Here is a 13,527-nt window from a genome sequence, read left to right as displayed (position 1 = left end):
CATTGGATTCCGACAGATTTCATGTCGAACCCGCCGATAACAGCACTTATGCCAGGAGAGCGACGCCAGCCAGGCGCCGGCATGTATGACGACTGGGACGATAGCGGAGAACTTTGGACTTGGCCGCACAGCCGCGTTCCAAAACCCAGCTAACGAGACGCCTGGAACACTATCTCGCCGTTCTCGTTCCTCACGGTTTGCTTCTCGCCGTCAGGTTCGGGCAAGTAGCTGAGCAAGAATAGAAGAGCTTCGCGATCGCCCTCGGTCACATCATCGGCTTCGTGTAAGAACGCTACGAAATCCTCTCGGCAGAAGAACTTGATGCAGTCGATGATGTCGAAGAGCAACTGCGATTGTAGAACGAAGGCAGTTCTAGCCGCTTCCTCCCAGACCACTGGAAAGCCAGGATCACCGAGAGCTGCCGCAACAAAATACGGCAATGTCGGCCGTCCGGCGGACCTCTCTTCATGGGTGGCGGCCCACAAGGCAGGGGAAAACAAGAGGTCAGCTTTCAATACTGCGTCGATAACCTTCGGGTATTCGGCCTCGCTATCTGGTGGCCACATGGACTGTGCTTGTCCTGGCTGGCGAGATTGACGACGTATTCCGCGCTGTTCGACGATGTAACCGAAAGCGAATTCAGAAAGGCGCCATTGAGCCTTCGACAGCTCAGAATCCGAATTTGTCAGCCCGAAGGAGACGAGGGCATCTTCATACCGACCGAGATGGAGTTCCGTGTCGGCCAGAAGTGGGAGCGAATCTCGGTGACCGAGATCTACAGCCCGTCGATAGAACCGTGCCGCTTCCGAGAGGTTGCCTTCAAGGAAGTAGGTACCACCTTGCTCGCTCCACCAATATCCGCGGGTTCGATATGAAGGGTTCTTTACCGCCGCCCGCTCGTAGAGTGATCGAGCTCGCTCATAGTCGTCTCGACGGATGAAGTTCCCGGCGTTGTAGAGCATAGAAGCTGCGGCCGGACCGTTGTTTGCAGAACGCTCAAGAGTTGTCGCAAGCTGCTGACGCTCAGCGCTGGAGAGTTGGTCGGAGACAGAGCTCAGGGAAAGCTGTGTGACCGTCTGCGCTTCCTCTGTACCCTCAGCGAAGACTCGAAGCAATAGGGTCTGGAGCAGGGCGACCTCGTGGTCTCGGGCGAGTTCCGCAGCAATGTCTCCTACTCGTCCCGGGTCGAGTGCGAGAGACGATTGCGGAATCGCCTTCGTCAGAACCTGCATCGCCAACCTGGTGAGACCGAGGGATCCCAGTGCGAAGGACAGCATGACCTCGATGTCCGCTGCAATTCCAAACTCTAACTCTCGGGTGAGAAACCCATTGATTTTGTCGTAGTGCATGAACTGCGGATGATTCCCGGACAAGCGAAGCTTCACGAAAGTGCTTTCGAAAGTCACTAGGACATTCAAATCAGTCTGTCGGGCCTTGATCAGGGTGAGATCGCGCGATGTAGATAGGTCGCGAGTAAGTTGACCAACAATTCGACGGGAACCAGTCCCAAGAAAGGCTCCCGCGTTAGCGAATTCGATGAAGATTGGCGTGTGCAACGAGGGAGTTTTTGAGGCTCTAACAGCTTGAACCTCAGCCTGAATTGCGTCCACTGAGGCGGAGTTCCACTTTTCGCTGAAGTGAATGGTGGCTGTTTTGGCCCCGGGTTTTCGCCCGTATGTGTCGACAAGATGGGCCCATTCGTGCCATAGCTCCGAAGTTTGCGCGTCCCACAAGACGATCAAGGTGGGGCTGTCGAGAGCCTGCCAATAGTTTCGAGTCGATTGATCGACGGAAACGTTGGCCGCCTTGCCGACCGATTCTTTGCTCTTCAACTGCACATTGAATTGCAATCCGGTTGCGCTCCCGGCAACAAATGTGTTCACCACGAGATCGACGCCGTAATCTGATTCCGGTTTGGAAGTTGTCCACTCATCGGGAATTTGCGCGAGAAAGGCCTTTTTTGAACCTTCTTCGTTGACGTGCGCCTTCGGTCGACGAGGCATCGCGCGACTCGGGTTGGTGTTCCTGTCGGGCTTCATAAACCGAATCCTATTCAGGAACTGGGTATGACGGGATTTCTGATAGCTCGATTGTCAGCGTGATATGTCAGATCATCGAGTTCACCATTCCACCCCTCCTCATAATTCCCGTCATGGTCCCCGAAGACGACACAGACTTCATCAATTCGCATCCGGGTCTGCCGCACGGGTTGGTGACAGGTTCTAGATACGCCGCAACTGCAGCCAGCGTGATCATGATGGCCTCGAATCGATCGAGGTGTTCTCAAAATGTCGCGTGTTAGCAACGAATAGGCTGGCTCGAGAGAATCGGTATTCGCCTTGACACCTCACTCTTCTGTACTGCAATCGCACGGCTGATCGGAGCATCACATGACCAAGAAGGTTCTCTATATCGATCTCGACAACACGCTGGTGGACTTCCAATCCGGCATCGATGCCCTGGACCCTGACGTGGCGCTGGAGTACCAGGGGCATCTCGACGATGCCCCGGGCATATTCGGAAAGATGCAGCCTCTTCCCGGGGCCATCGATGCCTTCACGCGACTGGCGGATCTGTTCGATATCTATATCCTTTCCACGGCGCCGTGGGACAACCCTTCTGCCTGGCAACACAAAATTGAGTGGGTCCGGGAACATCTAGGAAGTACTGCCGGAAGCCCCGGCTACAAGAGACTCATCCTGTCGCACCACAAGCACTTGAACCGCGGCGACTATCTCGTCGACGATCGTCCTAACAACGGCGCGAGCGAATTCGAAGGGATCTGGATCCAGTTCGGCGGGGAAGGCGACGCGCATGCGGCCTCATCCGGTCGAGTCTCTGACTGGCCAGCGGTAGTTGCGCAGCTCGAAGCCGTAGCCGGCGTCGACGCCGTGAATCAGCACAGCTAATGGATGCGGACCGGTTCTTGCTCTGTAGGGTGCCTGCACCCGACTTCCGCCATGCGAGCGACGACCGGACCCGAATCGAGTTGGGAGGGCAAGCCGAGTGGTGCTGGGGCGTCCCGATGGTTGTTCGCGCTCTCGCTGCACCGCGAAGTGGGATGCCGATCCCCGCCGTTCCTGCCTCAGGCATCACCGGGCCCGACAGCCTCGGCTATTGGTCGGCACTTCAATGGCTCTTGACCTACACGCTCGGGTGGAAGAGCCACGGCCGCGGCCTACGCAACTGGTACGACGCTGGCAAACCGACAGACGATCTTCGTTTAGCCCTAGTGAGCGAGGTGTGGGATCGAGACGGGCTGCTCGACCAGTACCTGGCGTGGGCTCACACGGACTCCGCCGCCGAGGCTTCTCGCCCCCTCGACTGGATAGCCGACGTCGTGTCGGCTGATGCCGGCGTCATAGGCCCGCGCTGGTCGGTGTGGCTTCGCGAGATCGAAGCGCGGGCAAAGCGGGCCAGCGGGTCGTCCTATTATCAGCCGCACGAACAGCATCTTGAAGAAGGCATGCACGTAGGCGGGGGTATAGACCACAGCAATACTTCAGTCGTTGACGCGACTCTGTCCGTGGTTTCGAGGCCGTTAAAGCTCGCAGTGCTCACAGTGCCTTCGATGATCGGCTGGTATTCGACACTGAACCGGATGGCGGCACAACTTCCACCAATCGGTGCTCAGTCTTGGCACGTCGAGGTGTACACGAAGACAACCGGGTACCTCGGCAGCTACCGACGCTCCCGGCAAACAGGGCTGTGGTTCACTGGCAAGCACCGGTTTCACCAGATGGGATCGTCGTGATGGTCAATCCCATCCGGCCCGAAAGTGAAACGAGAACATGACAAGCGAACAATTTGGGATTGCTGACCGATTTATCCTTGCGCAGAGTTGGTGGCTTGCGAGCGAACTAGCCCGACGACATCCGCATCTCCTGATCTTCCGTGTTGCTGACGAGACAGTGGAAAGTCCGCTCCTAATCGTGCAGGACGAGCAACAGGGCATGCGAATACAGTTCGACTTGATCGCCTGGGTTCACTACATGGCGGCCGGGGAGCTGCGCCACTTGGATTGGAGCGAGATCTTTAGCGAATCGGACTCGCACGCGGCACTGAAACAGATCGAAGGCGAGACAGGCCTAGGAGTGCCCAAGTTCACCCCTCCGACAAACGGCCGCTCGATCGTCTATCGGTCAATCGCCCGGATCTTGGCAATCGAAGTAGATGGGCGCTTCGGGTGGAACGCAGTGACCGCACCGATATCTCTAACTGATGCTGAGTCGCCGGATTGGGAGCTCCTTCGGCAGTTCCCGACTTCGCTCGGCGCGGCCGAAAACTACATTGATCAGATACTCGCAAGTGCAGAGGAACGGGTGGGCACAATGTTCCTGCAGCCGTTCTGGGCGATCACTCGCGACCTCGAGACCGTGATGATTCTCGACGTAGCGGGATTCGCTCACACCAGGACCTGTCAGGTCGACCTGATGGAACTCTATCGACAGAATGGGCGCCGGCTCACGCGGACGGTCAGCGACGTTTTCGGAGAATTTCTGTCGTAGTAAATGGCATGAAGCTCCGCCAACGGTGTGGTGACGTAGTCGACCTCGTTAACCATGCGGTCCAGATCGATCTCATACGTCGAGGACGCTGTCGCAACTCGGTATGCCCCCTAGACACTGTCCATTAGCGTTTCCATCGAGCCGGCTCCTGAATCTCTTCTAGTCGTCTCGCGAAAGTACCTCCGTCACGCGACTGAGGTTCCCGCTTTGGACTACACCCGGCTTCGAAGTTCTTCTGTGGCTGAGCTTGGTCGAAGTCATGACGGCAAGTCATTTTTCATTGATTAAGGATAGTTGGGCTGAAACGGACGAAGACGCGCGCGAGAGCGATCCACTTCTATCCATCGAATCAGGTAGAGCTCGCGCGCCTGCTCGCGATGTCACATGTTGAGCAAAAAAGTCGCCGACGGGAAGTCTAGTTTTCGTGACCTTGGGTGGGCATTCTCCGGCGCAGGCGGCAAAGATTGGCGTGTAGCCGCGGCGGACATCTTTCACGTTGTCGCGACATTCTGTAATGTCCGACTTGATAACGCTGATAAGGGGCGTTGTGTCTTTGACTCAAGCCGAAGCAAGCAGCTTCTTATCAAGCGCCGAGCAGCGAGAACGAAGAGGAGACGAGGAGGAGAACGAGGAAAACGGAGACCGTTGATCGATCTAGATCAGCGTGTACGGCAAAACACTCTTTGCGATACGTTCTAAACGCCGTGCGCTTGACCGCCGACCGCAGTAGCAATTTTCGGTGCAATCGCAGCCGAGTCGCTGATGCCGTCGCTCGAATTGAGCGAAAGAACCGCATTGCCGGAGGCGATATAAATTCCCCCGAAAGAGTCGCTCGCACTGCCCCAGGTCGCCAAGGTGGCGGCGTCTGGGAAGACGTTGATTCCCGCGTCGAATCCATCGACACTTAGGTCGAATAGCACCTTTGCGCCCGACGCCCCAACTTGACCACGGACGGGCTCGGTGTGTTGAATACCCAGGTCGTCGAGTGCCTTGGTGAAAGTTTGAACAGCTGCATCTATGTCAGATACCGAGGCCGACGGCAAAGGTGAAGGGGTTACAGAGGGACTGGCAGCTTTTGGTTTTGCGCTAGATCCAGAGCCAGCATCCCCTGGACCGCTGCTGCTACACCCGGTGAGGGCGAGCATCGCAATCAACGGTATGGAGCTGATGGCGACGGCGATTCTGTTCGTCATAACTCGATGTTATCGGCGTGCACTTCGCAAACATTGCCCGATGGTTACCCCAGTTAGGGCCACCGTCACGTCGAACCAGCGGGACTGGGTGCCTGGCTGAAACAGTCGCCAACCCGTGCTGCAGACCCGCGCGGCTTGCCGTTGCATGCCTATGTCAGTATCGCAGTACGCGCCAACTCGACGTCGTACCACTGTTCGAAAATCTCGACTGCGGTCGACGTCAGTTCCTCAAGTTTATCCAATGCGACTTCAGTCGATTTGATCCCCAGTGCCCAGTCGACATATCCCTTCGCAAGCCATGTTGTTCCGGGGAAATATTCCTCCGCTAGCGGGACTTTCCGTTTGCCCAACTGGGAGCGACTATGTCCAGGTCTGCCCGTGTTGACACGCAGACGCTTTTCATCGCCGTTGAGAACGGTTTGATACAGGACACGGAGCGGCTCGATCCAGCCTGGCTCGGCGTGTGGTGCCAGAGGATCTGGAAAATCATCTGCGGTCAGCTCCACCGAAACCCCTATGCTGTACTCCAACCTGACCGGTTCGCCGGCCTTGGGCATGCTGCGCCCGGACACTTGGATTTGTCCGCAAAGCCTTCGGCCATTTCCGAGAAGTGGCGATTCCACCACAATTGATGGCATTCCGCCGCCTCCGCGGCGAACATCGACTTCCCAACCATTGGAGCGAAGCGGGTCAAGATTTTGCGATCGCAATCGAGCCTCGACAGTCGATTTCTGGACAGGCATGGACGCGATGTCCTCTTCGGTGAGCCGCGGGTCGCTAAAACAGCGCAGTGCCTCCGTCCATGTGATCACTGACACGTTAGCTAAGCCGTTCAGCCATTGCGGTGCGGAGTCGCCTGAGGTGAGAAGAATCACGAGTTGATCGACGACGGTGAGTTGCCCGTGAACTTGCGCCCGGGTCAACTCGTGGTCAAATTTGGCTTCAACGCCTACGGTAAGGATGTCAGTGCCACTGAAACGAAGTTCCAGATTGATTCGGCCTGGGTTTAGTTCCGTCTTTTGATCAAGGATGGAACTGATGGCTAAATACACTCCCGAGATGCGTCAGCGGGCTCTTCGGATGCTTGGCGAGGCGCGCGGGGACCACGCGAATCTGATGACCGCGATCCGGCACGTTGCGGGGTTGCTGGGCATGAGCCCTGAGACGTTGCGGATGTGGCAGCGCCGATACGAGGTCGACACGGGTGCAAGGCCCGGCGTCTCGACGGACATGGTCGAGGAGAACCGGCAGCTCAAGCGCGAGAACGCGGAGCTGAGGCGGGCGAACGAGATACTGAAGGCCGCGTCCGTGTTTTTCGCCAAGGAACTCGACCGTCCCGCGACGAAATGATCCAGTTCATCGATCAGATGAGGGATCAGTTCGGGGTCGAGGCCATCTGCCGGGTGCTGCGCCCGGCGGTTCGCGGGTTTCTCACCTCGCGCGGCTTCAGGGCCGCGAAGGCGCGCCCGGCCTCGGCACGCCACCTGCGAGACGAGCTGCTGGTTCCCGAGGTCGCTCGCCTGCACGCCGAGAACTACGGAGTCTACGGGCGCCGCAAGATGCACGCCCTGCTCAAACGGCAGGGCTGGGCGGTCGGCCGGGACCAGACCGAACGGCTGATGCGACTTGCGTCTGTTCAGGGGGCGCGGCGCTCAAAACGGGTATTCACCACCAAGCGGGATCCGGCTGCCCAGCTGCCGGCTGATCTCGTGCAACGTCGGTTCACCGCGACCGGCCCGCGCCGGCTCTGGGTCGCCGATGTGACCTATGTTGCGACGTGGTCCGGGTTCGCTTATGTCGCCTTCGTCACCGACGTTTACTCCCGCCGAATCGTGGGCTGGAACGTCGCTTCGACGTTGAAGGCCGACATCCTCCCGCTCCAAGCCCTCGACATGGCGGCCTGGGCAGCGGGCGGAAATCTCGACGGGCTCACGCACCATTCCGACCACGGGTCGAATTACATGGCCTTGGTTTACACGGACCGGATCGTGGAACTCGGCGCGACCCCCTCGACCGGAACCGTTGGCGACAGCTACGACAACGCCCTCGCCGAGGCCGTCAATGGGCTCTACAAAACCGAGCTCATCCGCAGGCAAGGGCCCTGGCGCACCGTCGAGCAGGTCGAGCTCGCGACCCTGGAATACGTGTGGTGGTGGAACAACCAACGCCTCCACGGCGAGCTCGAAATGCGCACCCCGCTCGAGGTCGAACACGAGTATTACGCTGACCAAGAAACCTCCCCGCTGGCGACCGCCAGACAGGGAACCAACTAGGAACTAAACCCAGGCCGAATCAGTTTATCGCGCTGCGGCTGTAGCTCGGTGGTAGAGCTTCAGGTTCCCAAATCGTAGGCGCGGATTCGAAACCGGGTCTGCTGACGGTTTAGTTGACTCTGTGACGTGCCCTACAGCTTGGTTACCGGTCGATGAACAAGCGGGTGTGCAGTGTAGGAATGAACATCACGGCCATCGCCTATCTCGGCTAACACTTTCTTTCCGTCCTCGGCAATGGGATCGCCGTGGTCGCTCTGCCGATGATCGTGCTTCAGATCACGGGGAGCCCGCTCAGCATGGGTGCTATCTCTGCTGCGACCGCCGTGCCCGCCGTCGTCATCGGTCTCGTAGCGGGCGTCGTCATCGATCGGTGGAACCGCAGGACGCTGTCCGTGGTCGCTGACCTGATCTCGGCCGCCTCGATTGCAGCCCTTCCGCCCGTCGACAGCATCTGGGGTCTCGAGCTGTGGTGGTTCATTGCTCTCGGTATCCTGGTTTCCTTCGGGGATGCACCCGGAGGCACCGCTCGCGAAACGCCTGCGCCGCCTATGCCGACGGGTGCGGCGAGCTGAAGTGCCGTGTTATGAACTGCTAGCACCCGCCCAAGGCATCGCTCTCAGGGCGATGCGCTGGCTATGCTCCTAGAGCCGTCAGTCACTCTCATCGAGTTCGAGCGCGTCGAGTGCTGCTTCGAGGACATCGAGTTCCTTCGTTTTCCCGGTGCTGATGAGATGTGAGCGGTAGAGCACTTCGAGCTGCGCGATGTTGTAGAGCTCGTGCATCGCCGCTTCGACGGCGTTCCGTGCGGATCCCGCGCGCGTCGGCGATTGCGCGATGGGGCTCTTCAGCGTGGGGAACTTATCCAGTCCGGCTTTCATCGCGGGGGCCAGAAGTTTTCCCAGCTTGCGACGAGTTGCCCGGTCCGCATCTGCGTGAAGCATGTCGAACTCCTTATCCACGTCGGTGCGGGGCTGTTCCTGGACCATCCCCTGCAAGTCCGCCATCGTCGCCTCGTCGAAGAGGCGGGAGTAGATCAGGACCAGTGCGCGGTCGGCTTCCGACAGCTCACCGGCCACGTTGCTGAATCCTGTCGGCAGCTCCGCTGGGGCACGGTGGCGCAGAATGAGGGCCAGCTCTCCCCGGATCCGCTGCAAGCGATCGATGGTCGCCTCCAGTTCAGCGTCCAACACATGGATAGCTTGATCGGGATCTTTGTCTGCGTGACCAAGAGCGGCGATCTGCGCCAGTGGCACGCCGAGTTCCGCAAGCCGGGTTATCTGCAGCAGGCGCAGGAGGTGTGAGACCTGGTATTGCTTGTACCCGTTCGACTTCCGCTCGGGCTCCTCAAGCAGTCCGACCTTGTGATAGTGCCGGACCGCTTTTAGAGTCGTGCCCGCAAGCTCCGCGAGTTCGCTTGTACTCCACGCCATGGTGGTTACTTCCATTCCTCGATGATCTGAATCCATTTCCGGTTCGATAGTGCGCGTCCTTCGATGTCATCCTCGGTCTCGACCCAGGTTGCATCAACCTGCTGCTCGGAGCCTCAACAACAGCGGAGGAGGAGACGCAGCGGGTGCGTTCGATCAGTCGGGCCCCGTGAATCTGGCAAGAGCAGTCGCAAATGCCACACCGGCGAGTTGGGTCACGAGTGCGGTCAGGATGACGTCCGACACGGCCTTAGCACCCCAATCACCACGCTCGAATTTCTTGCCGCGGGTGTGCACATCGCCCGACCACGGGATGTCTGCGTGCATCGAGGGGAGATTCTTGCTGGCCGAGAGCAGCGCGATAACCGCTGCAATCCGAGCCTCAGGCTCCGTGCCGTCTACCAACGCAGCCCTAACGGGGGCCAGCAATTGATCGCGTGTGTCGGTGTCTCCACCCTCGAGGCTGTGGGTGCGAATGAATCCGAGCAGACGGTGCGATGTCTTCTTGATGTCACCTCGGACCACGAGCCGATCCAACGTGGTCTCCCGCGACCGCGTCCCGATGTCGACGACGAGTGATCTAGTCCCCGTCGGGCTCTCGGGAACACGGTCCCACGCTCCCCGCAGAAGGGACGAGGCCGGCGCAGGGCCGACCCTTCGAAGCTGTCGTCCGTTTTCGATGAGTTCGATGTGACCCCGCGACGCGAGTTCAGTGAACATGGCGCCGCCGAGCACGTACATCAGGTTCAAACCCTCCCCGGCGAAGGTTCCATTGCGGGGGTTGAACAGAAGGAGCATGACCGCCTCCGGAAACGTCACTTCTGCGTTGACGCCGTCGGCCTCGTCGTCAGGCTCGAAAGACTTGTTTTCCTCGATGATGGTGTCCTCCGTTATTCGTCTGAACCGGCGACCGGTCACATCTGCCCAAAGCCTGGAGCAGCGGATATTGGTCCGGCCGAGATAGCCGGCCGTCTGCTGTTTATCAGTGAAGACCATGACCTCGGGACATGGTCAAGTCTGCGCATCAGGGTTCGAACTCGAAAAACAGGTGAGAACTTGGCGCGCTTGACCGTGCCCCGAGGTCATGGCCTCTAGTTGTCCGTGCAAGCTGTTCCACTCACCAGAGCGGCTGCACCTCCAAATTTCAACTCAGGCACGCACCGCGTCCGTTAACTCTCAGGAGAATCGATGAACAACCCATTTGGACCGTTCCAGGACCTGGTGAGTCACGTACCAGAAATTGTGCAGCCTCTCCTCGTCGCCCTCCTCGGCGCCATCCCGTTCGTCGACGAGGCCGCTACGGGCCTGGGTATTGTTGCCGGGATGCACCCGCTGGTCGCCTTTACGGCAAACGCGGTTGGCAGCAGCGTCAGTGTCGTGCTCGTCGTGCTACTCGGCTCGCGGGTGCGAGGAGCCATCCTTGCTCGCCGGGTGCGAAGCTCTGCTTCCGTCACGTCGCCGGACCTGGTTCCCGCAGCACACACGTCCGCGGTCACAGCCGGAACACCCCTGGTAGTAACCTCGGCCGTACCTCAGCATCAAGCGGAGGAGAACGAATCTAAAGGTAAGAAGCGGCTGGCCGGTTGGCTCGTCAGGTTCGGCGTGCCGGGTGCGAGCATCCTGGCGCCTCTGGCGCTTCCGTTCTCGTTCACCGCTCTTTTCTTCATCAGCTCCGGCGTGAAAAAATCTTGGGTCATCCTGTGGCAGCTCATTGCCATCGTCCTCTGGACCGCTGTCGTTACGGCGTCAGCGACGGCCGCCGTTGCCATGCTCTCCAATTAGACAGATTCCCTCCTACCCGTGCTTCCCTACCCACATTCGACGGCTGACGACGTCTCGTGCTGCCACGCAAACCGATAGGGATGCCCCGAGTGGACACCCTGCTTAGCGCACAAACAATCGGCCCCGCCGAGCTTTCGCTGCCTCCGACCTATCAGATTGACTTGACGTGGATCATCGTCGGCACCGTTGGGTCAATCGAGGATCCTCCACCGGATGCGCTCGCCTCGATCTGCCGCTGATCAATTCCGGCGTGCGAGTCCGCGAGCGATACGCCCTGCGAACAATCGCCTATGAGCCAGCCGCCGCTGCCTTCGCTGCTCCGCGACCTGTCTGGGCGAAAAGGTATGAGCTCGCGTTACAGCCATAGTGCGGGAGGTCCGAGAGCCGCGGTCGAATCGGGACCGTTCAGCAAGAACAACAGAACAGATTTGACTCGGCCCCGAGGTCATCGTGTGTTATTTGAATTCCCTAAGAAAGGACTCCGAAATGCCATTGTTCACCCGAGGGCGAAGGCCCCGACGCGGCCTGCTCGCGACAGCCAGTTTGCTCGCAATCAGCAGCGCTCTTACGTTGACTGCGTGCACATCTCCAGGTATGGAGGAATTGGTGCAGACGCCCGACATCGTTTCACTTGCGGACTCTCTCGCCGACCAGACACTCGCCTGGGAAACGTGCGAATTCGAGATTCCCCTCGATCCGCCGACCGCGGATGTCTCCAATGTCGAGTGCGCGACCATCGAGGTGCCCAAGGATTGGCGCAACGTCAACCCCGCAGACACATGGGATCTCCGCATTTCCCAGGCCAAGAACATCGACGCGACCGATCCCGCCTACAACACCACGCTGCTCATTCATCCAGGCGGCCCCGTCAGCCCGGGTCTTCCTCTCGCTGCCGAACGTCAAGCCGGCACACCGGAACTCCGCCCGACGACGAATTACGTCAGCTTCGATCAGCGCGGAATCGGCCAGAGCAGTATTGTGACGTGCGACTACGAATACGACCCGGCAGGGGGCGTGGCGGGCGAGCAAGAGTCAATTGCGCGAGCGTGCTCCAATGACGTCGATGTCAAGACGATCACATCCGAGCAGACCGCCTACGACATGGACTTCATCCGACACCTGCTGAACCTACCGACAGTTACCTACATGGGCTCCTCCTACGGCACCTGGCTGGGCGCATGGTACGGATCCCTGTTCAGCGAGAACATTGATCGCATGGTTCTCGATTCGGCCATCGACATCACGCAGCCTGCGATTCAGCAAAATATGAATGCTCAGCACGTGGCCTACGATCGGCAGTTCCGCCTTCACGCGATGAACTACATCGCACGAAACGACGCAACCTACGGTCTGGGATCCGACCCGGAGGCGATCTGGGATCGGTACTTTGCAGCCTCTGCGGCCCCGGAACAGGCCAGCGCAGCACAGATGCTCTGGTACGCCTCAAACGCCGTGATCGCTATCAGCAAGAATGTCGGGTACCCGGTGATTGGGGAACTCGTCAAGCAGGTCATCGCCGAATCGGAAGCGTCTGCTGGCACGACTTCGACCGAGGCCGGCCCAGCCGCTGCAGCGATTCGAATGCTCGACAAATTTGACCCGACAGTTCTCAATCCTGCAGTGATTGCCGCAGGACGCGCCCAGTTGGAACTCCAGCTCGTCCCGCCGACCGACAAGGCGGAGACCCGCACATTCGCCTCGACCGTGGACATGATCTACTGCAACGACGGCGAATGGACACAGGGGGCCGATTTTTGGAACGAGTACAACACTAAAACGGCGAAAAATGAGCCGCTCACAGCGCAGCTTGGCCGTCTCGATGTACCGCCATTGTGCGCTTGGTGGCCAACCGAACAGAAGATGCCCTCTCCTACCCAGAAGTTCCCTGAGACGATCGTTCTGCAGAGTGAACTCGACCCCCTGACCCCCTACGAGTCTGGCGTCGCGACCGCCGCCGCTCTTCCCAACGCCACTCTCATCGCGGTGGACAACGAGGGCACGCACGGCGTCTTTCCTTATGGGACGACTGAGGTCGACCAGCCCATCATCGATTTCCTTCTCGGAGGAGAACGACCCCCGCAGAACATCAATGCTCCGGGCCACCCGCTCCCCGGTGAGTCGTCGGTGTTCGAGTCGTGGGTGCCGCTGACCGAGTCCCACGACGATGTACCGCGCTTCACGAGTCCTAGCGAGGCGGCAGAAGCCGGTACTCCGGTCAGCTAGATATACGACTTCCAAAAGTTGGTTCATGTGGAACGACGCGCCGGCTCGGCGTCAGCGACGAATGGTCGTCACCGAATTTCGAAATCGGTCTCGTCCGGCGCCGATCCGGTGCCTATGAGGA

General features: G+C 59.3%; 13 protein-coding genes. 8 read left to right on the top strand and 5 right to left on the bottom strand.

Translation table 11 applies throughout. The features are described 5' to 3' along the window. Nucleotides 1–149 precede the first annotated feature (149 nt). Nucleotides 150–2,039: a DUF4365 domain-containing protein gene (locus ACVXZ4_RS10000; RefSeq protein ID WP_461794706.1), complete on the bottom strand. Its 1,890-nt coding sequence runs from the start codon at nt 2,037–2,039 to the stop codon at nt 150–152. A 351-nt stretch (nt 2,040–2,390) separates the two neighbouring features. Here ACVXZ4_RS10000 and ACVXZ4_RS09995 point away from each other — a divergent pair, with 351 nt between their 5' ends. The 3 genes from ACVXZ4_RS09995 (at nt 2,391) to ACVXZ4_RS09985 (ending at nt 4,508) form a co-directional block, all read left to right on the top strand. After that, nucleotides 2,391–2,909, top strand: a complete 519-nt coding sequence (locus tag ACVXZ4_RS09995; protein WP_461794705.1) for a 5' nucleotidase, NT5C type — start codon at nt 2,391–2,393, stop codon at nt 2,907–2,909. A gap of 152 nt (nt 2,910–3,061) precedes the next feature. Next, nucleotides 3,062–3,754 (top strand): hypothetical protein, encoded by a 693-nt coding sequence (locus ACVXZ4_RS09990; RefSeq protein ID WP_461794704.1) that lies wholly within the window; start codon nt 3,062–3,064, stop codon nt 3,752–3,754. A gap of 37 nt (nt 3,755–3,791) precedes the next feature. Beyond that, the gene (locus ACVXZ4_RS09985) at nt 3,792–4,508 is read left to right on the top strand and encodes a TY-Chap2 family putative peptide chaperone (protein WP_461794703.1); all 717 of its coding nucleotides are present in this window, start codon (nt 3,792–3,794) and stop codon (nt 4,506–4,508) included. Between the two features lie 695 nt (nt 4,509–5,203). Here ACVXZ4_RS09985 and ACVXZ4_RS09980 read toward each other — a convergent pair. Further along, entirely contained in the window at nt 5,204–5,701 is a 498-nt protein-coding gene (locus ACVXZ4_RS09980) for a hypothetical protein (RefSeq protein WP_461794702.1), read from the bottom strand. A 149-nt stretch (nt 5,702–5,850) separates the two neighbouring features. Beyond that, nucleotides 5,851–6,753 carry a hypothetical protein gene (locus ACVXZ4_RS09975; protein WP_461794701.1) on the bottom strand — a complete coding sequence of 301 codons (903 nt, stop codon included), beginning with the start codon at nt 6,751–6,753 and terminating at the stop codon, nt 5,851–5,853. On the opposite strand from ACVXZ4_RS09975, the gene ACVXZ4_RS09970 reads away from it, so the two are divergent. Together ACVXZ4_RS09970 and ACVXZ4_RS09965 are read left to right on the top strand one after the other, a co-directional pair. Then, nucleotides 6,731–7,974, top strand: a protein-coding gene (locus ACVXZ4_RS09970) for an IS3 family transposase (RefSeq protein ID WP_461794700.1) whose coding sequence is annotated in 2 segments (ribosomal slippage) — nt 6,731–7,022 and nt 7,022–7,974 — 1,245 coding nt in all. Because the reading frame shifts where the segments join, the coding sequence is not laid out codon by codon here. The genes ACVXZ4_RS09975 and ACVXZ4_RS09970 overlap by 23 nt on opposite strands. Before the next feature lie 245 nt (nt 7,975–8,219). Further along, complete coding sequence (locus ACVXZ4_RS09965) at nt 8,220–8,546, top strand: MFS transporter (RefSeq protein WP_461794699.1); 327 nt, start codon at nt 8,220–8,222, stop codon at nt 8,544–8,546. Between the two features lie 78 nt (nt 8,547–8,624). On the opposite strand, the gene ACVXZ4_RS09960 is transcribed toward ACVXZ4_RS09965, so the two are convergent. Together ACVXZ4_RS09960 and ACVXZ4_RS09955 are read right to left on the bottom strand one after the other, a co-directional pair. Continuing rightward, nucleotides 8,625–9,419, bottom strand: a complete 795-nt coding sequence (locus ACVXZ4_RS09960) for a helix-turn-helix domain-containing protein (RefSeq protein WP_461794698.1) — start codon at nt 9,417–9,419, stop codon at nt 8,625–8,627. A 138-nt stretch (nt 9,420–9,557) separates the two neighbouring features. Next, nucleotides 9,558–10,397, bottom strand: a complete 840-nt coding sequence (locus tag ACVXZ4_RS09955) for a GOLPH3/VPS74 family protein (RefSeq protein WP_461794697.1) — start codon at nt 10,395–10,397, stop codon at nt 9,558–9,560. Between the two features lie 192 nt (nt 10,398–10,589). Between ACVXZ4_RS09955 and ACVXZ4_RS09950 the strand changes: the two genes are divergently transcribed. The 3 genes from ACVXZ4_RS09950 to ACVXZ4_RS09940 all read left to right on the top strand — a co-directional run bounded on the left by ACVXZ4_RS09950 (nt 10,590) and on the right by ACVXZ4_RS09940 (nt 13,406). Continuing rightward, entirely contained in the window at nt 10,590–11,183 is a 594-nt protein-coding gene (locus ACVXZ4_RS09950; RefSeq protein WP_116284418.1) for a small multidrug efflux protein, read from the top strand. A gap of 89 nt (nt 11,184–11,272) precedes the next feature. Further along, nucleotides 11,273–11,422 (top strand): hypothetical protein, encoded by a 150-nt coding sequence (locus ACVXZ4_RS09945; RefSeq protein WP_461794696.1) that lies wholly within the window; start codon nt 11,273–11,275, stop codon nt 11,420–11,422. A 355-nt stretch (nt 11,423–11,777) separates the two neighbouring features. Beyond that, nucleotides 11,778–13,406: an alpha/beta fold hydrolase gene (locus tag ACVXZ4_RS09940; protein ID WP_461794695.1), complete on the top strand. Its 1,629-nt coding sequence runs from the start codon at nt 11,778–11,780 to the stop codon at nt 13,404–13,406. Nucleotides 13,407–13,527 lie beyond the last annotated feature (121 nt).

The sequence above is a fragment of the Lacisediminihabitans sp. FW035 genome (assembly GCF_054880895.1).
Note: the sequence above shows the minus strand (reverse complement) of the source record. Positions and strands in the feature narration are given on the sequence as shown.